We start from the raw sequence: 20,364 nt of genomic DNA on the forward strand, positions 1-20,364 counted from the left end.
CGCATGTGATAACAATATAAATTACATGAAAATAAGGAAAAGCCCTTACTAGTGTTCATCTCACTAGTAAGGGCTTTTCCTTGATAACTTTTATAGAAAAAATTGATAAAAGCGAGGCTATCGTGAGATAGTTCTCCCATTCACTAATATCATATAACATTTTGACAAAGAGACAAAGATTCAGCTTAAAACTTTTAAAAAACAAAAACTGGCTTAGAATAAACTTATCAAGAAACTTTGATTCTAAGCCAGTTTATATTATTCAGTTTTTAACATAATATCTAAAGTCTACCTTGCTGCTCCGATTCTATTTGTTATAACAGAAAAGGCAAGATACTTACCTTCACTGGTTAAAGTAATAACAAAATTAGGAATAAATAGAATTAAGTCCCAAATTATCAGACCTAATCTCTGAACAATATATTTGGACTAAGATGAGTACCTTATGACTTAATCGCAATATTTCCTAATTTACCTTCAATATAAAATCATCTGGATCAGATACTATTTTGCTACTTTTCCCCTTTGTAGCATGTGGTAAGGACAATTTAAGATGGTCTAAGTGATTATCTTCCACCAAGTAGCGCCTCGATAATTTCGCCATTGTACCGTCTCTATAGAGAGTTAGTAAGCGTTGATTAACAAAGCGATGAAGCTCCTTTTCTTCTCTAGAAAAAATATAGTGTACAGGGGTATGATCAAATTTAGGGAGACCGACAGTAACTTGCTGGAGATTACTAAAGCGGTTATCTTTGATTAAATGGTTGGTTGCTAATTGATCAAATAGTTTAAAATCATAGTCCCCACGATTGAGACTATCGAACATACTAGTAAGACTCTCATTAGTATACTCTAATTGAACAGGAGTTTGAGGATTCTCCTCATTATATTTTTCCCAAAAATTAGCCGTTGTCGTTCCATGAATAACCCTTGTTCTCTTATTGGTAAGATCTTTAAATTGCTTGATACCACTGTTTTTATTAACTATCAAAACAGTACTATTATGTGCAGTTGCATAAGAATATAAAAAATAATTTTGACGCTCATCCGTCCTGGCAATTGAGCTAGCTCCCATTTGATAGTTATTTTCTTTAATTCCAGCAAAAATAGAAGACCACTCTGTTTTACGAATTTTTAGCTGATAAGTGTTAGAATCTTTAAAAATTTCTCTTGCTAACTCAATTTCATAACCTGTTAGTGCCTCATCTTTTATATATGAGAATGGTTTTGTTGTACCGACAGTTGCCAAGGTCACCGTTCTACGCTGAGGTTTCCAACATTCTATCAGTAAAAATCCTAGCAGTGCTATGATAGTAAATCCAAGATATAAACCCATGACTTTTTTTAATTTCATTCTGCCTACTTCTATTTTAAAGGTTATTCATATTTTAGCACGCTATCGAATTTTTAACAATATTTTGTCATATCTCATTAACGAAAAGACTCTGGGATGTACTGTCCACCAATAATGGGACATCAGAAAAATACTTTTATACACCCGCTTTTCTTATCCAGCTGCGGTACTTTATTGCTGTTCCACCTTCAAGCGTAATTGCTCCACGTCAGATGGCTGTTCTAGCCCAAAGTTAGAAATGAACAAGTGATAGGAAATCCAATTGTTCGAGTTACTGATTTTCGTCCTACTCTCCTATTTTTTTAGTACTAGGAGTTGCGAGAAGTAAGGTAGTTACCGCCTAAAAAGGTATTTATCGGCACGTTCCTTAGTATAACTAAGGTTATTTGCCGCAACTTGATAATGACCACTGTCTAAACCAACAAAAATACTTTCCCAAGTCGTCTTTTTAAAAGAAAAGAGGCGGATATCTCCTGCAGTAGCCACAACCACTTCCTTCTCCTTGTCATGAGCAAAAGGTGCTACAAGTAAACTTCCTACAACAACTAATCCTAAAATAATATTTTTCTTCATACCTTATCTCCATTCTAATAGTCACTAACAACTTAGTTGATATGATACCAAAGACTCTGGACGATGACTAATCCTATTTTTTATGGTAAGTTATCATAAATCTTTCTAACAAAAAAGAGGCTTGAGCCTCTCTTCTTTATTAGAAATCTGCCACGTTGTGGTAAACTTTTTGGACGTCATCATCATCTTCCAGCGCATCAACTAGCTTTTCAAAGGTTTCTAAGTCTTCTCCCTCAAGCGTCACTTCGGATTGTGGAATCATTTCAAGTTCAGTCACTTGGAATTCTTCAATACCTGATTGGCGAAGAGCTTCCAGACCATTGTGAAGATCTGTTGGTGCTGTGTAGACAGTGATAGTTCCTTCGTGCTCTTCGACATCGTCTACTTCGACATCTGCTTCAAGCAATTGCTCAAAGATAGCATCAGCATCATCGCCAGTGAAGACAATAACACCTTTTTTATCAAACATATAGGATACAGAACCTGCTGCACCCATGTTGCCCCCATTTTTACCGTAAGCTGTACGAACATTAGCCGCTGTACGGTTAACGTTTGACGTCAAGGTATCGACAATAATCATTGAACCATTTGGTCCAAAACCTTCATAACGACCTTCTACAAACGTCTCATCTGTATTACCTTTAGCCTTATCAATGGCTTTATCAATAACGTGTTTTGGTACTTGAGCTTGTTTGGCACGATCGATAACAAATTTCAAAGCTGAGTTTGTTTCTGGATCTGGATCACCTTGTTTAGCAGCAACGTAGATTTCGACACCAAATTTAGCGTAAACTTTAGACGTTGCGCCGTCTTTAGCCGTTTTCTTTGCAACAATATTTGCCCACTTACGTCCCATGGGATTCACCTCTTAAATTTATATGATTTTGGCCTATACTAAGGACCAATGACTTTACTATTATAGCACTTTGGCGGGATTTCGTAAAATATCATCCTAGTCACTCATCTGGTTCAATCCCCAAAGGGATACGCCCTAAATTCTGCTCAATGATATCTGGATGTCCCAATCGATAAATAGTATCAGCCCGTTGACTCGTTTCATCCCAAGGAACCTTACCGATGCGGCTGATAATTTCCACAGACTTTTTCACACCTTTTAAATGTTCTTGCCCTTTTTGGGAAAATCCTAACAGTCGAACAGCTTCAGGAATTGGTTTTTCCACAGCATTGACTAAAATGTAGGTCAACACCCGTCTAACCCTGGCTTTCGTAAACCGTTTAGTAGCAACTTTAGCCACAAGATCTTCAAGCGAGGAAGCTGATTGGATAACTGATTGTATCCGACTAGCCAATTCGTCATTCACTTGAAAGACTTTGGTCAAATCAGAATGCGTGAGAACCTGGTATTTTAACAAGGGAAAATAGTTATCCCAAGACACTTGTGGACAAGCCTGTAATAAGTCATAGTTAGGCACGGACTTTTCCACAAAAGCAGGGTCATTTCTGTGCAGGCGAATAGCAGTTGCTGAAGCAATCGTCTCGGATTTGCTTTCTGAGTGGAAACCAGCGCCTAGGCGCTTAATAGGCTGTAATTTGATCTTTCTAACTGCACATGCCTTAGCATAAGCCAATCCCAAGATGTGATTTGGCGTATTGCCAGAAAAAGAAATCCCTGTAAAGTGCTCCCACATGTCTTGACTTTTTTGAGGATAAGATAGGTGATCTGGCAGACTAGCCAGGTAATCCTTCATGGCAGCTTGCTTGGTCGCATAAGTCTCAGCCATCTGATTATAATCAATCATTTCTTCCGTTCCAAAGGTCAGCTGATTAATACCCAACTTTGCAAGAATGGCAACCGCACCGTCAGCGAAATAGTCGGCAGACTGGACGGAAACGAGAAAAGGAAGCTCCACCACGAGGTCCGCACCATTTTCCAAGGCCATCTGCGCCCTGGTCCACTTATCAACAAAGGCAGGCTCCCCACGCTGCATAAAATTACCAGACATTGCAACAATTTTGAGCCCTTCTGCTTGCTCTAAGAGGTATTTATGTCCATTATGGAATGGATTAAATTCAGCGATGATACCGGTGATTGTCATAAAAACCTCGTTATTTTTGCGCCACAAAAAACCATCTCTTACTTGTCTCAGTTGGCTCTTTATCTTCAAAATCGGCATAGAGTTTGAAGGATTTGAAGCCAGCTTGTTCAAGTAGAATGTCATAGGTTAAGACTTCGTAAGTGCGTTCGTCATGGACTTCGTCAAAGCGAGTGAAACGGCCATCCTCATCTTGGATAAAGAAGGTTAACTCATGTACGACTGAGTGTGGCGCTTCATCTTCAAAAGAATCCCAAACCATGGCAAAGTCTTCCGCATTTTCGTGATAAGAGTAACCCGGGAAAATCTCATCAATTTGATAGGTTGAGTGCACATCAAAAATAAAAACACCGTCTTCTTCTAAACTGTCATAAACTTGCTTGAAGACATCTCCAACTTCAACCTCGTCCTGCATATAACAGATAGAATCTGAATAACAGGTCACAAAATCGAATTTACCAGCTCTTGATAAATCCAGCATATTGCCTTGTTGGAAAGCAATCTTTTGCTTGGCTGATTCAGCTCGCTTTTGGGCAATATCTAACATTTCTTGACTCAAGTCTAAACCAGTTACATCAAATCCTGCTTGCGAGAAACGAACAGATTGAATTCCAGTTCCACAGGCTAATTCTAGTAATTTTTTGCGATGGTTTGATTTTGGTAAATGACGGAGCGAAAAGTCCGTCCACAAGTCATAAAGAGAGTCATCCATGATAGCATCGTATACTGATGCAAATTTTTCGTAATTTTTGTTCATGATACAACGTGCGGCCGTAGGCAAAGACACAGTAAAAATAGGAGATTAACACAGTACACAGTGGTTTTGGATACAAGCCAATCTATCTTTTTTACACTGTCTTCGTCTTTAGCGTGTGTTCAAATGAGAACCTCCGTGACCGCCTTCCTTTCTGTCAATTCTCAAAAACCTTGCCTGAAAGCAAGGTCTAAATATTATGCAAGATATGCTGCGACATCTACTTCCGGAGCTTCATGCCAGAGTTTTTCAAGATTGTAATGGAAACGTTCATCTTCTGAGAAGATATGTACAACGACATCGTTGAGGTCAAGAAGAACCCAACCTGTCTTGCTGTCGCCTTCAATATGACTAGGGTCTCCACCAGCTTCTTTGACTTTTTCACGAATGTTATCTGCAATCGCCTCTAATTGACGGCTATTGGTTGAGCTAACAATGACGAAATAATCCGTCACACTAGTCAATCCTGCTAAATCAAGGGCAAGAATATCTTCCCCACGTTTTTCATCAGCTGCTTTGACAACTAATTCAAGTAATTCTGTTTTGTTCACTATTTTTCCTCTTTTATTAATTCTTCTAAAAAATCAACTTCGGCAAAACGATCTGCCCATATATTTTCGTAATGCTCAATCAATGTTGTTGCTTCTATGTCTTCTGCCTCAAAAGTTGTTGTACCATTTTCAATGACAAACATAGTATATCCGTATTCAAAAGCTACTTTTATGGTAGTATCCACACAATATTCTGTTTGCATTCCTGCTATAATTAGCGACTCTATCCCCTGTTCATCTAAGTAAGCTTTCAATCCAGTATTTTTAAAAGCACTATTATAAGACTTTGAAATCTTTTTTTCCGCTTGCTTAGGTGCAAGTTCTGAATAAATCTGCCAACCGTGAGAACCTTCTATAATGTCATCATCCTGATGTTGGATAAAAATAACCTCTATTCCAGATTCTCTAGCCCAGCTTATTGCACGCTTCCAAATAGCAATCCTTTCCGTGATTTGATAAGGATTTGCTTCAACCAAAGCATTCTGGACATCAATCATCAATAAAGCTTGCTTCATCCTTAATCTTCCTTCATGTACTTGACAAAACTATTGTAAGTTTCGATGGTTTTTGGGTAAATGGGCTGTGCTTTTTGAGCTAGAAAGGCTACGGTGTTAATGGTTTCATAAGCCACTGCTTGATCGAGATTTTGCTGTGCAATCTCTCGTGCTTTAGCAACCAAGGGGAAATCACGGTTATGTTCAATGTAATCTGCCACATAAACAATCTTATCCAAAGTTGTCATGTCAGCAGCACCAATGGTATGAATTTCAATGGCACGTAGAATCTCTGGATCAGTTAAACCAAGTTCTTCTTGGATTTTATATCTACCAACCACACCATGCCAGACATTGTTATTCCAGTTTTTTAAATCAGGATCAAGCTGGTATTTATCAATCAAGTCTAAAAATTCTTGGTCTGAACTTTCTTTGGCATAATCGTGTAGTAGCCCTGCTAAGCCTGCTTTGACTTGATCGTAATTGTTTAAACGGGCTAGCTCTATAGCTGCCTGCTCGACGCCTAGAACGTGTGTGAATCGTTTGGCACTCATCGCTGACTGCAGTTTTTCCAAGAGTTGGTCTCTATGATAAGCTGTGTAGGATTGGTAACTCATCGGTAAAGTCCTTCTGCTTCGATATAATCCAAGACTGGTTTTGGAAGGAGGTAGTTAGGCTGGCGATCTTTCTTTATGAAATCACGTATCATGCTTGAAGAAATGTCCATGAGCGGAACGTCAACCCAGATAACCGGATAAGAGGTTCCTGCCTTGTATTTGGGGCGTTGAACACCAACAAACTGAACCATTTGGATAAGCTCATCAATCTTATGCCACTTGGGTAGGTAGTCAACCATATCGGCACCAATGATAAAGTAATAATCCACGTCGGGATTCTTCTCTGTAAGGAGCTTCATAGTTTCATAGGTATAGGAAATGCCTTTACGTTCAAGCTCAATGGTCTCAATATCCAAGCCTTGCACATCTTGAATAGCCAACTCCAACATTTTAAGTCGGTGTTTCTCATCAATAGTCTCTTTGTGATCCACGTGAGGTGGCTCAAACTCAGGCATGAGGTAAACCTGATCCAAGCCTAATTGCTGGCGAACCTGGTCTGCGACTACCAAGTGAGCGTTATGAACAGGGTTAAAATTTCCCCCTAAAATACCGACCTGTTTACGGTCAGTTTCTTTTTTCTCTTCTTCTAGCTCCACTTTGGTAAAGGGAGTTAAGAGCTCAATAGGCATAGCTACTCCTTACACGATACGTTTGATTTCTTACTCTAGTTTGCTTTTAAGGCTTTCACTTTTGGTGAGAGCTTACGATTTTCTTTTTTGGCTGATTCTTTAAAGAGGATTAGGATACGACCAATTTTAAGAACGGTATCGCAACCAATTTCATCTTCGAGCGTTTCAGCTACATCATGAATGTCTTCGTCTGTGTTTTGAAGAAGGGTTACCTTAATCAATTCACGCGCATCTAAAGCGTTACGAACACTGGTTTTAATTTGGTTATTTAAACCATTTTTTCCAATTTGGACAATAGGTTTTAGGGAATGCGCCTCTGATTTTAAGAAGGCACGTTGTTTACTTGTTAGTGACATAAAATCTTTCTTTTCTATCTATTAAATCAAAGCTTTGCGAACAAGCACTGACACCCCTTCTGGTGCCCAGGCCGCAACAACTGTCGGATTTTCAGCAGTAGTATTGACACGAATCCAACCAAGTCCTGAAAAGACGATATCTGTCTTATCTTTGATGGTAAATTCATGGCGAACTAATTTTGGAAAATCAGCTTTTTCTTTGTTAGAAGGTGGGGTCAAAAGACTACCAGCATGCTTGTCATAAAAAGCATCTGCCCCTTCTAATTTCGTACGGTGTAATTCTAAATTATTATCAAAATAAGCGGTAAAACCTTGCTTTTGCCCTGAAACAAAATCAAATCGTCCTAAACCACCTAAAAAGAGGGTTTGCCTTGAATTTAGCTGATAAGTCTTGGGCTTGATTTCCTTTTTAGGACTGATGTATTTAAGGTTTTTAGCGGTCAAATAATGCGCCATTTGGTGACGGTGAATAATCCCTGGCGTATCATAGATGTAAGTACCATCATCCAGCGGAATTTCAATCTTATCAAGGGTTGTTCCAGGGAAGCGTGATGTGGTAATCACATCTTTATCCCCTGTGATTTCTTGAATAATAGCATTGATAAGAGTTGATTTACCAACGTTGGTTACCCCAACAACAAAGACATCACGTCCATGGCGATATTTTTCAATAGCCTCAATCAAATCACGAATAGCTGTTTTATTTTGCGCACTAGTCAAGACTGTATCAACAGGTCTAAAACCTTCTTCGTGAGCCCTTTCCGTCAGCCATTGTGTGACTTTACTATCTTTGACAGACTTAGGTAAAATATCTTTTTTATTGCCAACAAGAAGGACATCATTCCCAGATACAAAACGAGGCAAGCCAGGAATGACTGAGCCATTAAAGTCAAAAATATCAATGACATTAACCACTAGGGCATCACTATCACCAACTTCATGCAAGAGTTTTAAAAATTCATCGTCTGAGATATTAACATCAACGATTTCATTGTAGTGACGTAGTCTGAAACAACGTTGACAGTATAACTCACCAGTTTCTAGTCCTTTTTCTAAAGCACTTTTCGGTGTATAACCTGCTGCTTCTTTGGTCTCAGTTTGAATTTTGGCTCCGCAGCCAATACACATTAAATCTTCCATTAAATTCCTTTTTGATAGATAATTTTCCCGTATTTGGCTTCTAGTTTAGCCCAGACACGGCGTTCACGTGCACGGTTCACTTTTGTATTCCAAGCGTCTGATGGCACAATCGGTTTCACAAGAATCGAACGAATACCTGCACGATGTGCTGCACGAATATCCGTCATCAATTGATCACCAACCATAACAACTTCTGATTTGTTAAAACCATAGCGCCCTATTGCAATATCAATACCACGGGTGAAAGGCTTTAAGGCACGACTGACAAAGTCTACACCAAAACGCTCCACCGCTTGTTTAACACGTGCATGATTATTGTTAGAGACCACAACAACTGGAATGTCAGCTTGTGTCATTTCATCCAACCAAGCTCTTAGCTCATCTGTACCATCAGGATTATTCCAAGCAATCAAGGTATTGTCCAAATCTACTAAGACCGCACGAATACCCTGGCGGATTAAATCGTCCGCCCGCAAATCATAAACAGCCTCAACCACATGGTCCGGCCTATAATCTTCAATAGCCAATCTATTCTCCAAAAAATATAATATTACTCTTTATTATAGCATACTTTAAAGGCTTTGGGAAAATGCCAAAGTTCTTTTTATAGAAAGTCTAGTTGCTCTTACTTAATACAAAAAATCATGGATTTCAACCAAAGTAGTTGCAACTTTTATAGTCAAATATCATTAACTAATGATTGATACGCCAACTATAATAAGCTTGAAAAAGTATCAATGAAAATACGGTGCTATCAGGAAAATAGTTATAAATATTATACGTCACACACTATTCTTTAGCTAGTTTATCTTGGAATCTAAAACAAAAAAACTAGCTCATTTTTAAAAAATGGGCTAGTTTTTGCTCGTTTAAATGACTTAGAAACTTCTGAGTTAAGAAGGATTAAATATTAATAATGCTACTGAAAAGTAAATTTAAGTTGGGCTTCTGGGTCAATCATCTTGAATAAATTATTATAATAATCTATTGCAGATTCTTTGATCATACTGTTACTCGTGGTGCTAGTTAAGTTTCAACGAATCAGGGCAGTAGGTACGATAAAATTGAGAACCGATTTGAGCTAATTGTTTGATATTCCATTATAAATGATGGAATTTATCGGTATACTGTAAGTGGCTCATTGGGACTACCTCCTGTTTGTTTTGTCACTTACAGTATAGTCCTTTGGGGCTTTTTATTGTCGTTGAAACTTAACTAGCACCACGAGTATTAAAGAAGTATCTACAAAATCATTCAATCACTTGAGTTTCTGCCATTTTTTTATACCAGTAGGCACTCTTTTTAGGATAACGTTCTTGAGTTTCAAAATCGACATAGAAGAGACCGTAGCGTTTTTCATAGCCATTTGACCATGAGAAGACATCCATTAATGACCACATAAAGTATCCTTTAACATTTGCACCATCTGCAATCGCATCGGAAATAACTTCTAGGTGTTTTTTCACATAATCGATACGACCATCATCATAGACTGTATTATCTACAAACTCATCTTTATAGCCAAGACCATTCTCTGTGATATAAATTTTCTTGTAGTTAGGATAATCAGCTTTAACACGCATGATTTGGTCATATAGTCCTTGTGGGAAGATAATCCAGTCCCAGTCAGTTTTTGGAACATCAACAGGAGCCTCTCTGCGACCAACTCCTTTGATTTGGTATTTAGAGCTGCCTTTTTCCCCTTTACCATTATGAATGATTTCAGTCTCACCATCAAAAGCTTGCATCCAATCACTCATATAATAGTTAATACCAAGGAAATCATTCAAATCTTTTGCGGCGTCTAGTGCGGCAAAATCTTCCTCACGAAGATCAAGTTCACCGCCATTCACCTCAAGGATATGGTTAACACCTTCCATTGTTTTATCTGAATACTTACCAAGATAAGTAGCATCAAGGATAAATTTATTATGGATGATATCTTCAAGTTCAGCTGCTCTAACATCATCAGGATTGTTAGCGTTAAATGGATACTTAGTTGGAAGTGCATGGACAACACCAATTTCACCTGAATAGCCACCATCTTTAAAGAGTTTCACAGCGCGAGCATGAGAAACCATCATGTTATGGTGTGATTGGAAAACTTTAGCAAGATCATATTGAATACCTGGAGGGAATTTACCAACTAAGTATTGGCCATCACCAATTGGTCCAATTTCGTTAAATGTTGTCCAATAGTTAACTTCTGGAAACTCTTCGAAACAGAAAGCTGCATAGGCAACAAAATGGTCAATATTGTCACGGTTTAAAAAATCACCGTTTGAATGCAAAGCTTCTGGTGTATCAAAATGATGCAAAGTAACAAACGGTTCTACACCACGCTTATGACACTCTGCAAAAAGATTGTGGTAGTATTCTACTCCTTTAGGGTTAACTTCTCCTTTTCCTGTTGGAAAAATACGAGACCAGGCAATAGAAATACGGATGCCGTTGACACCAAATTCTTCACTAAGTTTCAAATCGACTGGATAACGATTGTAAAAGTCACTTGCTGGTTCAGCAGTATACCAATAATTGTCTTCTAAGTATTTATCCCAAGCTACTGGCCCTTTGCCATCTGTGTGGGTAGCACCTTCAGCTTGGTAAGCAGCTGTAGCACCACCAAAAACAAAATCTTTAGGTAATGTTTTAGTCATGATATACCTCTTCTAAATTTTCATTTCACTATAAAGGAAGATTGAGTACCTCCAACCTTCCCTAGTGAAATATTATTTTTCCATCTGTTCTTTAACGAAGTCCAATGCACCTTGACCATCGCGAGTCAATTTGATGTATTGAGCCCCTTCTGTTTTAGCTAATTTAATATCAAGCTTATCAGTTTCCACTTTCATATCTTCATAGTTAGAAGCTACTTGAGGTGCAAGGATAACAAGTTGATATTGTGGTAAAATCTCACGGTGAGCACCATAACTTCCTGCTGCTGCAGTGACAGGTGCACCATATTCTTTTGCTGCTTTATTCAAAGCATTTGCTAATAAACCACTTGTACCACCACCGGCACAAAGAACGAGAACATTAGTTTGATCAGTGATTTCTTTAGCTGCTGATTTTTCAAGAATAGCATCAGCTTTCTTAGTGTCAAAGTTTGCTGCAACTTTTTCTTTAAGGGCATCTGATGAATTCGTACCTGCTGCTTCTTCAGCAAGAATTTGCTCATCATATACTTTCAAGAATGGGTAGTAGATGATGACATCAACTACTATTAACAAAGCTGCCAAAATGAATGCTAGTACTTGGAAGTTTGTACCAAGGATAAGACCCAATGGAGCTGGTGTTGTCCAAGGCAAGTTTGCAGTGAAACTATTCATTCCAAGCGTGTCAATGAAGAATTTGAAAATCCATACATTGACAATTGGTGCTAAGATAAATGGGATAAAGAAGATTGGGTTCAAAACAAGTGGAGCACCGAACAAGATAGGTTCGTTAACGCCGAAGAATGTTGGAACAACTGATGCACGTCCAATTGCTTTGTTACGTTTTGATTTTGTTAACCACATGAACATGAATGGAACAACAAGTGTTGCACCTGTACCACCCATGGTAACGATGAACATTTGAGTCCCTGAAGTCAAGATCTTGTCCGCATGTTCACCAGCTTGAAGTAACTGAAGGTTGGTTTCAGCATTTGCGTAAGTGATCGCTGCAATGGCTGGTTCAACAATAGAAGGTCCATGGATACCAACAAACCAGAAGAAAGCAAATGCACCGAAGATAATGGTAATTCCAACATAACCATCTGCTGCTTGGAACAATGGTGCAAGAAGTTTACCAATTGACTCCGCAACATTAACGCCTAATGTAGCATGAACAATCAATTCAATGATATAAAGTAGTACAACTGATAACGTAAATGGAATCAAATCCTTAAATACTTGAGAGATATTTGGTGGTACCTCTTCAGGCATGCGGATTGTAACATTGTTTTTCACACAGACTTTATAGACATTTACGGTGATAAAGGCTGCAATGAAGGCTGTTAACAAACCTTTCGTTCCCATAAATCCAGTTAAGAAATCACCGTCTTTTGCTGGATTAGCTGCCATAAGTAGAAATCCTACAATAGCAGCGAGCATGGTTGAAATAAAGTTAATCTGGTTAGTGCTAGGCAATGAACGGTTCATTGAATCGGTTAATGCTTTCGCAGTTGTACCAGCCACGAACAAGCCTAAAATACCCATTGAGTAATTGTATGGCGTCATCAAGAGATTCTCAATGTCTTTGCTCCAATGGAAACCCCATGCATTTGGAACATAAGCAATCAAGATAAAGATACTTGAAAACAAGATGACTGGCATTCCAGCGATGAAACCATCACGAATAGCACGAAGATAGATGTTACGAGATATTTTCTCGAAGAAAGGTTTCCCTTTCTCAATCTGAGCAATTAATCCATCCATTATTTTGCTCCTCTCTTATAAAGTTCAATCATGTGTTTCATTAAATCTTGTAATAAAATGGTAGTCATTAAATGATCTTGACCATGCATAAGAGTAACACTATATGCCAAATCTTCTCCCGCAGCTTCTTTTTGTAGAAGACTTGTTTGAGCATTGTGGGCATCGTTTAAGCATTCGCTACCTGCAGCAATCAATTCTTTTGCTTTGGCATAATCCCCATCTTGCGCCGCTTTAAGCGCTTCCAAAAAATTTGAACGGGCTTCTCCAGCATATGCTACGATTTCAAAACCTAAAAGAGTAATTTCTTCTCTATTCATTGTAGTTTCCTCCGATAATAATGTTAAATTTTTTCAGTCCAAGGACTTGCAGTTTTATCTAGTACTTTGTTTAACTCGTCAATATTTTTGAAACCTTCTGTACGCAACCACTCACGAGCTGCTTCCGGACCTTCTTCGATATAGACTTTTACAGAACCTGCCCAAGTAGCACGTCCACACAAGACACCGTTGAATTTAGCACCTGATTCTGCTGCAAATTCCAAAGTATCTTGGAACAATTTAGCAGAAACACCAGCACTCAAATAAATGTATGGTAAATCAGTAGAAGCTTCTTGGTCACGGAAGGATTGAGCTGCTTCTTCTTTTGTAAAGAGAACCTCACCACCTGCAAAGCCTTCTACAAATTTCATATTAACTGGAACTTCGACTTTCAAGACGTCAACACCAAAGCGTTCTTCTGAGAAGACTTTCATTGCTTCATTAACTTTATGAGCTTTAACTTTTGCAAACTCAGGGCTAGCATTGTCAGAGATTTTCTCATCATAAGTTAGAATTTCTAGGTAGAATGGAATATCTTCTGCTCGGCATTCAGAACCAATACGTTCAATGTAAGCTTTTTTCTGCTCATTGACGTCTTTATCTCCATCAACATCATAATATAAAAGAAACTTAACCGCTTCTGCTCCAGCCTCTTTAATACGTTTTGCAGACCAAACATCTAAGCAATCAGGTAAGCGACTAGTTGTTGTTGCATCGTATCCTGTTTTCTCATATGCCAATAACAAGCCTGCTTCTTCTGAACGTACACGACTTGCTGGCAAGCCATATTCAGGATCAAGTAGAATTGAGGAGGCAAATGGCGTAAGCTCTTCAGAAACTAAACTTTTAAGTTCTTCGATTTGTTCTACTGTTGGCTCTTCAGTTTGATGTTGAGCCATCATACGTTTGAGAGCTCCACGTTGGTCAAAAGCTAAGGCAGAAATAACACCATCTACACTTAGTTTTTCCATGCTTTTGCGTTTGTTTTCAGTTAAAGTAATTGTCATTTTTTATACCTCTTTGACTTTAATAGATTGATATAACTTATCGTAATTTTCCAAGTTAACATGACCAGTTGTTTTTTCCTGCGCATTTAACATACCTAAGACATTTGCTTTTGTTAATAAGGCTCGATCATCTTCATCATTCGCTAAACTTGAAGCGATGCCTGCTACCGTAGAATCCCCTGAACCTACAGCGCTTACAATTTGGATTTTAGGAATATCAACTTTATAAAATGTATCCTTGTGCTTTGCAAATACGCCATCAGCACCAAGAGAAACGATTATCCATTCAATTCCATCAAATAACTTATCCTGTAAGACTTCTTTTAAGGCATCAAAATCTTTTGTTATTTCTTTTCCAAGAAGTTGAGAAAGTTCTTCAAGATTAGGCTTGATAACTGTTGGTTTACTATCACCTTTTAGTACTGCTTCTAAAGCATTTCCAGAGCAATCTAGAACAGTCTTCTTACCATTAAGATTGGCAATACCGATTAACTTCTGATAGTAATCATCTGGCATACCAGCAGGCAGACTGCCTGACATTGTCACTACGTCAACATCATTCAGTAAATATTTGAAATGATTAGTAAAGCCATCAATTTCATCTACACTTAACAGCGGTCCTTTTTCTAAAATCTCAGTTTGATTACCTTCTTGTAATATGGCTATACATGTTCTGGTATCACCTGAAATTTTATAGAAGCGACTTAAAATCGAATCAGGAAGATGATTAATGATAAAATCACCGCTTTCTCCACCAATACAACCAGTAGCTTTGACTGTTTCACCGAATTCATTAAGAACTCGGGAAACATTCAAGCCTTTACCACCGGGTGTCTTTGTAACGTCTACAACTCGATTGACAGTATCAAATTTTAGCTCATTCAAAGGGTAGGAGACGTCAATAGCTGGATTTAAAGTAACTGTTAAAATCACAATAGCTCCTTTTTCTCTATATATCCCTATAGTAATTTATTCAAATATTAGTCGTGATATTCATCACGGTCCCATTTTTCTAGGAATTCATCAAAGAAGTGTGGGTTATTTTGATCTTGGCTAGCATGTTGCAAGCTATCAATTTTTTCAATCAATTTTTTATTTTCTTCAGTTGGTTTGTATTCAGCCGCTAAGAAGGCATCGATAATATCATTCATCAACAAACCACCAATGATTTTTCCACCAAAACCAATAACGTTTGCGTTAAGTTCTTCTTTTGAGTAGATAGCAGATGTCATATCTCTAACGAGTGCTGAACGAATACCAGGAACTTTGTTTACAGCATTCGTAATACCAACACCAGTACCACAGATAACAACACCTAGTTCTGCTTCACCACTTGCTACTGCTTCACCAACTTTTTTACCAAAGATTGGATAGTGTGTGCGGACATTATCGTATGTACCGCAATCAATGATTTCATGACCTTGTGATTTCAAATAATCAACAACAGCGATTTTTTCATAAGTAACAATATGGTCACAACCTACAGCAATTTTCATTTTTGTTCTCCTTGTTTTAACCTATTTCAATCAATTAGCACATTTTATTAAGCATGTCGACACGAACTTGATGACGTCCACCATCATATTCACCTTCAACAAAGCCTTTGACAATGTTCTTTGCAATTCCTGGAGCACTAATTTCAGAACCGAGAGTGATGATTCGAGAATTGTTATGTCCTCTTGTCATGTATGCTGAACGCTCATCTGATACTTCAGCTGCCACCATTCCTTTAATTTTAGTAGCCACCATGAAAGAACCAACACCATATGCATCAATTACAATACCCAAGTTATCTTCGGATGCATTAACTTCTTTTGCAACAGCGAGAGTTGTATCAACAAAGTCACGAACTTCATTTTCACTGACATCAACGACTTCGTATTTACCTTCTTTAAGGTAATCTTTGATAACTTCTTTAAGTTCTGTACCTGCTTTGTCAGCACCGATAATAATTGCCATTTTATTTCTCCTATGATTTAGAATAAGTAAATGCGGAAAACCTACGTAAATAGTTAATTAACGATTTGCAAAATCCTTTGAAATAACGCTTACATTATTTCTATGACCTTATAATACACCTAGCTAACACAAAAGTCAACACTTTTATGTTTATTTTTTAAAAAAATAAACAACCATTGTTTGTTTTGTTTGTTTTTGCGGTTCGGAATTGATATTTTATGTTTTTCTTCATACATTGGAATTCGCATTTGAAGCAATGAATTATCAAAAAAACTAATAACTCTATCTTTATTATTTATGGTGAGCGTTTCATATAAAACATTTTAAGTTTTATTTGTCTTTGCTTTTTCAATGTTTTTTGTTTGTTTTGTTTGATTTTTCTGTTGTTATTATGTTATGATACCTTTAATAGTTATATCATAAGAAACTGATAGGAGGTAAGAATGAAAAAGAAAGAACGTCATGAAAAAATTCTCGATATCTTAAAAGTTGACGGTTTTATTAAAGTAAAAGATATTATCGATGAAATGAACGTGTCTGACATGACTGCTAGAAGAGATCTTGATACATTAGCAGATGAAGGATTACTTATTAGAACCCATGGAGGTGCTCAATTTTTAGATAGCACTTCTACCAAAGAGGAAGGTCACGAGAAAACACACATCGAAAAAAAAGTTTTACAAACTAACGAAAAAAAACAAATCGCACAAAGAGCTAACGATATTATTAAAGATGGTGAAACTGTCTTTATTGGACCAGGAACAACTTTAGAGCATCTAGCTGTCGAATTAAAAAATAGGAATATAAGAGTTATTACAAATAGCCTTCCTGTTTTTCTGATTTTACATCCGAGCACTACTATTGACTTGATTTTAATTGGCGGTGAGTGTCGTGAAATTACTGGTGCTTTTGTTGGGTCTATTGCTATTAATAACCTAGAATCACTAACATTTTCAAAAGCTTTTGTCAGTGCAAATGCTGTTTATAATAATTCTATTGCTACATACAGTGATCTCGAAGGAGAAGTTCAAAGGGCCGCCTTGAATAATGCTGTTGAGAAAATCCTTCTAGTTGATAGTACCAAGTTTGAAAGTTATGACTTCTACAACTTCTACCAGCTCGAACGAATGGATTTAATTGTGACAGATAAAAATGTGACAACAGATATTATAGAAAAATACGAGAAATTCTCTAAAATCGTTATTGCGGATAAGTAATAACAAATTTCAAAGTATAAACTAGGCACTTCTTAAGTTATTTTAAGAGGTGTTTTTCATTTATAAGTCAAAATAGTAAAACTAAATCCCTCTGTCATACAGGGGGATTTCAGACTGAAGACAAAGTCTCTAGGATTGATTTTCTAGGGGCTTTTTAGTGTTTTTAGGAATATAATAAAAGAAAACGCTTGTGAGGTCTCCTTATGTTTCACAAAGAAAAGCCAGGCTACAACCGGAGCCAGTATGGGTTCTATACCCTTGATCAACTCGTACCAGAAGATCACTTTCTTCGTCAAGTCGATAAACTCGTGGATTTTGACTTTATCTATAATCTAGTGGAAGATACTTATTCATCTGATACTGGTCGTCCTAGTCTTGATCCTGTGATGTTGGTTAAATTCCCTCTGATTCAGCGTTTCTATGGCATTCGATCCATGTGTCAGACCATCAAAGAGATTGAAGTGAACACTGCTTATCGCTGGTTTCTTGGCTTGACTTGGGATGACAAGGTGCCCCATTTCACGACGTATGGGAAGAATTATAGCCGTCGTTTTCAGGATAAACAAGTGATTTTTGAGATTTTCAGCTACGTTCTCACCCAAGCACTGAGTGTTGACTTGATTAACTCGGATGAGATCTTTGTGGATGGGAGTCACATCAAAGCTGCCGCAAACAACCATAAGTACCGCAAAGAATTGGTTGAGCAACAAACTAAGTTTATGAGTGACCAACTTGACATTGAGATTGACTTAGATAGAAAAAAGCACGCAAAAAAGTCGCTAAAGCGCGCTAGAGCGCGCTAGAGAAAGCGAGGCTAAAGAAAAGAAAATCTCAACAACAGACCCAGAAAGTGGCTGGTTTCATAAGGGTGAGCAGTGAAACTGTCCAGTGGACAGTTTCAGCCTGAGCCTAAAAACGTGAGCGCGAAGGGAAGTGTTCGCCTATTCTGCTCAAGTGGCCTGTGACAAATATGGCTGGGCGTTGGCCTATAGTATTGAGGCTAAGAATGTTCACGACAGTCAGGCTTTTCCTGCACTTTTTGCCAAGCTTGAACCCTTTCACCCTCAATTTATTATCGCTGACTCTGGCTATAAGACGCCAAGCATTGCCAAGTTTTTGTTAGACAAGAATATTACGCCAGTTTTCCCTTACACGAGACCTAGAGGCAAGAAAGGCAAGTTAAGACCGAAAGATTTTGTTTACGATGACCATTTCGATTGTTATCTTTGCCCTGAACATCAGGTGTTGACGTATCGTACCACGACTAGAGAAGGTTATCGTGAGTACAAGAATGGCCCTAGCATCTGCATTGTTTGTCCCTTATTAAATGTCTGTACTGAAAGCAAAAACCACCAGAAAGTGGTCACTCGTCATATTTGGAAGGATTATTTGGGGATTTGTGAGGCTATTCGCCACCAAAGAGGCATGAAGAAAGGTTATCAAAAACGCAAAGAGACCATTGAGCGACTCTTTGAGACGGCTAAGGAGTACCACAACCTCAGATATACAAGAGAGAAAGGCAAGTCCAAAATGGAGGATAAGGTTGGACTGACTTTGGCGTGCTTAAATCTAAAAAAAATGGTTAAAATGATGGCAGCGAGACCTTTTTATTTTGCCCTCAATGGCCTTATTTATAAGATTTTTCCAATCCGAACCCATTTTTCTAGAAACAAAAGAAAAACAAACCTCAAAAATGAAGTTTGTCTTCGGTCTGATATATACATTGCTGTCAAGGCATCTATAGATTGTTTTTGACAACTTTTGATCTACCTCCTTATGATAGAACATGTCATTTTTGGGATAAAAAAGAAGCTTTCACTTCGATTGATTTTTTTCATTTATTCAGGTCATATAAAAAACAGCCCGAAGGCTGTCTCTTTTATATAACCCTTAACCTTTAGCTTGTTTGGCTAAGTCTTCAAGTTTTTTCACTTGTTCATCTGTTAAATATGCTTTTGATTGTGCGATAAAGGCTTCAATAGTTTCCTTAGAAGTATTATCTAAGTCAGCTTTAATACCTTCGTACAACTCATTGAAATCTTGATCTGAAAGTTTTTGATTATCCATCAAAAGATTTTCCAACTCTTCTTTGCTGAGAATATCAGAAGATTTTGGTGCTTTAGGAGCTTTATAAGTTACCTTTTTAGCGTTAACATCAACATCAACAGACTTAATGGCTGTATCCATCCCTTTTGCATAAATCATTGATACGCTAGTCTTAAGATTACCATCTTTTCCAAGGGTCAAGGTTGCTTTAGATTTATCCGATAGAGAAGCTTTAGCTAGGTTAACATAAGTTTCGAGTTGTTCTGCTGTCTCTTTGTTGTCATCTAACTGCTTCAAGGCAGATTTATAAACTTTGAAAAGTTGATTCATCGTCAAAGTAACTGTAACATTATCACTATCTTTTTTGAAATGTTTTTCATCAACCTCATCCAACCATGATAAATCAACTTCTTTATCTTTAGTAGCTTCTTTCAAAGATGGCATTTTCTCACCAGACATTTCTTCGATATCAATGAATTTGCCCTCAGCATCTTTGATATCAACATTCTGCATAGCAAGCATTGGCTGCACACTCATGTAAGCTTTATCGTCTTTATAAATCATCTCAAAGTCGGAAAATTTATCATCAATTTTTGATAAATCAACAGAAATACCCATGACATTTTTATCTAAATCTTGACTAATCTTAGCATCAAGTGTTTTACCAACAATGTCATCAAGTCCTTCTAATCCTACTGCGTTCTGCCCAGGCTTCAAATCCTTCACTTTGATTTTATAATCAAAGGCTGCCTTTTTCTCACTTTGAAGTGATTCTAAACGAGATTTAAACTCTTCTTTGGGACTTTTTGCACAGGCTACTAGTACAAATACTAGAGACAAGAGCAAGAGAGTATACCTAAACTTTTTCATTTTTTATC

At 37.6% G+C, this 20,364-nt stretch carries 20 protein-coding genes and 3 pseudogenes; 2 read left to right on the forward strand and 21 right to left on the reverse strand.

Going from position 1 to position 20,364, the window contains the following annotated elements; all coding sequences use genetic code 11:
- Window positions 1-466: 466 nt before the first annotated feature.
- The 20 genes and pseudogenes from C0J00_RS08035 to lacA all read right to left on the reverse strand — a co-directional run bounded on the left by C0J00_RS08035 (window position 467) and on the right by lacA (window position 16,223).
- The gene (locus C0J00_RS08035) at window positions 467-1,354 is read right to left on the reverse strand and encodes a transporter substrate-binding domain-containing protein (RefSeq protein WP_104968375.1); all 888 of its coding nucleotides are present in this window, start codon (window positions 1,352-1,354) and stop codon (window positions 467-469) included.
- Between the two features lie 342 nt (window positions 1,355-1,696).
- Window positions 1,697-1,927: pseudogene (locus C0J00_RS08040) on the reverse strand (amino acid ABC transporter substrate-binding protein); the annotation flags it as partial.
- Between the two features lie 139 nt (window positions 1,928-2,066).
- Window positions 2,067-2,783 (reverse strand): YebC/PmpR family DNA-binding transcriptional regulator, encoded by a 717-nt coding sequence (locus C0J00_RS08045; protein ID WP_104968376.1) that lies wholly within the window; start codon window positions 2,781-2,783, stop codon window positions 2,067-2,069.
- Between the two features lie 100 nt (window positions 2,784-2,883).
- Window positions 2,884-3,984, reverse strand: a complete 1,101-nt coding sequence (locus C0J00_RS08050) for a nucleotidyltransferase (RefSeq protein WP_104968868.1) — start codon at window positions 3,982-3,984, stop codon at window positions 2,884-2,886.
- 10 nt (window positions 3,985-3,994) lie between these two features.
- Window positions 3,995-4,738 carry a class I SAM-dependent DNA methyltransferase gene (locus C0J00_RS08055; RefSeq protein WP_104968377.1) on the reverse strand — a complete coding sequence of 248 codons (744 nt, stop codon included), beginning with the start codon at window positions 4,736-4,738 and terminating at the stop codon, window positions 3,995-3,997.
- 194 nt (window positions 4,739-4,932) lie between these two features.
- Entirely contained in the window at window positions 4,933-5,286 is a 354-nt protein-coding gene (gene rsfS, locus C0J00_RS08060) for a ribosome silencing factor (RefSeq protein ID WP_104968378.1), read from the reverse strand.
- On the reverse strand, window positions 5,286-5,801 hold the full coding sequence (locus tag C0J00_RS08065) for a cysteine hydrolase family protein (RefSeq protein WP_104968379.1): 516 nt from the start codon (window positions 5,799-5,801) through the stop codon (window positions 5,286-5,288). The genes rsfS and C0J00_RS08065 overlap by 1 nt, the downstream gene beginning before the upstream one ends.
- A gap of 2 nt (window positions 5,802-5,803) precedes the next feature.
- The gene (gene yqeK, locus C0J00_RS08070; RefSeq protein WP_104968380.1) at window positions 5,804-6,397 is read right to left on the reverse strand and encodes a bis(5'-nucleosyl)-tetraphosphatase (symmetrical) YqeK; all 594 of its coding nucleotides are present in this window, start codon (window positions 6,395-6,397) and stop codon (window positions 5,804-5,806) included.
- Window positions 6,394-7,026: a nicotinate-nucleotide adenylyltransferase gene (locus tag C0J00_RS08075; protein WP_104968381.1), complete on the reverse strand. Its 633-nt coding sequence runs from the start codon at window positions 7,024-7,026 to the stop codon at window positions 6,394-6,396. The genes yqeK and C0J00_RS08075 overlap by 4 nt, the downstream gene beginning before the upstream one ends.
- Before the next feature lie 35 nt (window positions 7,027-7,061).
- Window positions 7,062-7,382, reverse strand: a complete 321-nt coding sequence (gene yhbY / locus C0J00_RS08080) for a ribosome assembly RNA-binding protein YhbY (RefSeq protein ID WP_104968382.1) — start codon at window positions 7,380-7,382, stop codon at window positions 7,062-7,064.
- Between the two features lie 21 nt (window positions 7,383-7,403).
- Complete coding sequence (gene yqeH, locus C0J00_RS08085) at window positions 7,404-8,522, reverse strand: ribosome biogenesis GTPase YqeH (protein ID WP_104968383.1); 1,119 nt, start codon at window positions 8,520-8,522, stop codon at window positions 7,404-7,406.
- Window positions 8,522-9,049, reverse strand: coding sequence for a YqeG family HAD IIIA-type phosphatase (locus C0J00_RS08090; RefSeq protein ID WP_237451021.1), 528 nt, complete (start codon window positions 9,047-9,049; stop codon window positions 8,522-8,524). Before C0J00_RS08090 ends, yqeH begins: the two co-directional genes overlap by 1 nt.
- A 504-nt stretch (window positions 9,050-9,553) precedes the next feature.
- Window positions 9,554-9,664, reverse strand: a pseudogene (locus C0J00_RS10740) (IS982 family transposase); the annotation flags it as partial.
- Between the two features lie 108 nt (window positions 9,665-9,772).
- A complete protein-coding gene (lacG, locus tag C0J00_RS08105) occupies window positions 9,773-11,179 on the reverse strand; it encodes a 6-phospho-beta-galactosidase (RefSeq protein ID WP_104968385.1) in 1,407 nt (468 codons plus the stop codon).
- Window positions 11,180-11,251: 72 nt separating this feature from the next.
- Window positions 11,252-12,940: a lactose-specific PTS transporter subunit EIIC gene (locus C0J00_RS08110; protein WP_104968386.1), complete on the reverse strand. Its 1,689-nt coding sequence runs from the start codon at window positions 12,938-12,940 to the stop codon at window positions 11,252-11,254.
- Window positions 12,940-13,257: a PTS lactose/cellobiose transporter subunit IIA gene (locus tag C0J00_RS08115; RefSeq protein WP_104968387.1), complete on the reverse strand. Its 318-nt coding sequence runs from the start codon at window positions 13,255-13,257 to the stop codon at window positions 12,940-12,942. Before C0J00_RS08115 ends, C0J00_RS08110 begins: the two co-directional genes overlap by 1 nt.
- 23 nt (window positions 13,258-13,280) lie before the next feature.
- Window positions 13,281-14,264, reverse strand: a complete 984-nt coding sequence (gene lacD, locus C0J00_RS08120; protein WP_104968388.1) for a tagatose-bisphosphate aldolase — start codon at window positions 14,262-14,264, stop codon at window positions 13,281-13,283.
- 3 nt (window positions 14,265-14,267) lie between these two features.
- Window positions 14,268-15,197 carry a tagatose-6-phosphate kinase gene (locus C0J00_RS08125; protein ID WP_104968389.1) on the reverse strand — a complete coding sequence of 310 codons (930 nt, stop codon included), beginning with the start codon at window positions 15,195-15,197 and terminating at the stop codon, window positions 14,268-14,270.
- Between the two features lie 47 nt (window positions 15,198-15,244).
- The gene (gene lacB, locus C0J00_RS08130) at window positions 15,245-15,760 is read right to left on the reverse strand and encodes a galactose-6-phosphate isomerase subunit LacB (RefSeq protein ID WP_104968390.1); all 516 of its coding nucleotides are present in this window, start codon (window positions 15,758-15,760) and stop codon (window positions 15,245-15,247) included.
- 34 nt (window positions 15,761-15,794) lie between these two features.
- Window positions 15,795-16,223 (reverse strand): galactose-6-phosphate isomerase subunit LacA, encoded by a 429-nt coding sequence (lacA, locus tag C0J00_RS08135; protein WP_003104037.1) that lies wholly within the window; start codon window positions 16,221-16,223, stop codon window positions 15,795-15,797.
- Between the two features lie 443 nt (window positions 16,224-16,666).
- On the opposite strand from lacA, the gene C0J00_RS08140 reads away from it, so the two are divergent.
- Both C0J00_RS08140 and C0J00_RS08145 read left to right on the forward strand, forming a co-directional pair.
- Window positions 16,667-17,440: a DeoR/GlpR family DNA-binding transcription regulator gene (locus C0J00_RS08140; protein ID WP_104968391.1), complete on the forward strand. Its 774-nt coding sequence runs from the start codon at window positions 16,667-16,669 to the stop codon at window positions 17,438-17,440.
- A 203-nt stretch (window positions 17,441-17,643) separates the two neighbouring features.
- Window positions 17,644-19,195: pseudogene (locus C0J00_RS08145) on the forward strand (IS1182 family transposase).
- 135 nt (window positions 19,196-19,330) lie between these two features.
- On the opposite strand, the gene C0J00_RS08150 reads toward C0J00_RS08145, so the two are convergent.
- Window positions 19,331-20,356: a hypothetical protein gene (locus C0J00_RS08150; RefSeq protein ID WP_104968392.1), complete on the reverse strand. Its 1,026-nt coding sequence runs from the start codon at window positions 20,354-20,356 to the stop codon at window positions 19,331-19,333.
- Window positions 20,357-20,364: the final 8 nt, after the last annotated feature.

Source organism: Streptococcus pluranimalium (genome assembly GCF_002953735.1).
In the GTDB taxonomy this organism is placed as follows: domain Bacteria; phylum Bacillota; class Bacilli; order Lactobacillales; family Streptococcaceae; genus Streptococcus; species Streptococcus pluranimalium.

Bases quoted from the DNA above. Each gene is read 5' to 3' on its own strand.
- yqeK (WP_104968380.1), bottom strand. From the start codon at position 6,397: ATGAGTTACCAATCCTACACAGCTTATCATAGAGACCAACTCTTGGAA.
- C0J00_RS08075 (WP_104968381.1), bottom strand. From the start codon at position 7,026: ATGCCTATTGAGCTCTTAACTCCCTTTACCAAAGTGGAGCTAGAAGAA.
- C0J00_RS08115 (WP_104968387.1), bottom strand. From the start codon at position 13,257: ATGAATAGAGAAGAAATTACTCTTTTAGGTTTTGAAATCGTAGCATAT.
- lacG (WP_104968385.1), bottom strand. From the start codon at position 11,179: ATGACTAAAACATTACCTAAAGATTTTGTTTTTGGTGGTGCTACAGCT.
- C0J00_RS08110 (WP_104968386.1), bottom strand. From the start codon at position 12,940: ATGGATGGATTAATTGCTCAGATTGAGAAAGGGAAACCTTTCTTCGAG.
- C0J00_RS08035 (WP_104968375.1), bottom strand. From the start codon at position 1,354: ATGAAATTAAAAAAAGTCATGGGTTTATATCTTGGATTTACTATCATA.
- yhbY (WP_104968382.1), bottom strand. From the start codon at position 7,382: ATGTCACTAACAAGTAAACAACGTGCCTTCTTAAAATCAGAGGCGCAT.
- yqeH (WP_104968383.1), bottom strand. From the start codon at position 8,522: ATGGAAGATTTAATGTGTATTGGCTGCGGAGCCAAAATTCAAACTGAG.
- lacB (WP_104968390.1), bottom strand. From the start codon at position 15,760: ATGAAAATTGCTGTAGGTTGTGACCATATTGTTACTTATGAAAAAATC.
- C0J00_RS08050 (WP_104968868.1), bottom strand. From the start codon at position 3,984: ATGACAATCACCGGTATCATCGCTGAATTTAATCCATTCCATAATGGA.
- C0J00_RS08045 (WP_104968376.1), bottom strand. From the start codon at position 2,783: ATGGGACGTAAGTGGGCAAATATTGTTGCAAAGAAAACGGCTAAAGAC.
- C0J00_RS08140 (WP_104968391.1), top strand. From the start codon at position 16,667: ATGAAAAAGAAAGAACGTCATGAAAAAATTCTCGATATCTTAAAAGTT.
- lacA (WP_003104037.1), bottom strand. From the start codon at position 16,223: ATGGCAATTATTATCGGTGCTGACAAAGCAGGTACAGAACTTAAAGAA.
- C0J00_RS08150 (WP_104968392.1), bottom strand. From the start codon at position 20,356: ATGAAAAAGTTTAGGTATACTCTCTTGCTCTTGTCTCTAGTATTTGTA.
- lacD (WP_104968388.1), bottom strand. From the start codon at position 14,264: ATGACAATTACTTTAACTGAAAACAAACGCAAAAGCATGGAAAAACTA.
- C0J00_RS08065 (WP_104968379.1), bottom strand. From the start codon at position 5,801: ATGAAGCAAGCTTTATTGATGATTGATGTCCAGAATGCTTTGGTTGAA.
- C0J00_RS08055 (WP_104968377.1), bottom strand. From the start codon at position 4,738: ATGAACAAAAATTACGAAAAATTTGCATCAGTATACGATGCTATCATG.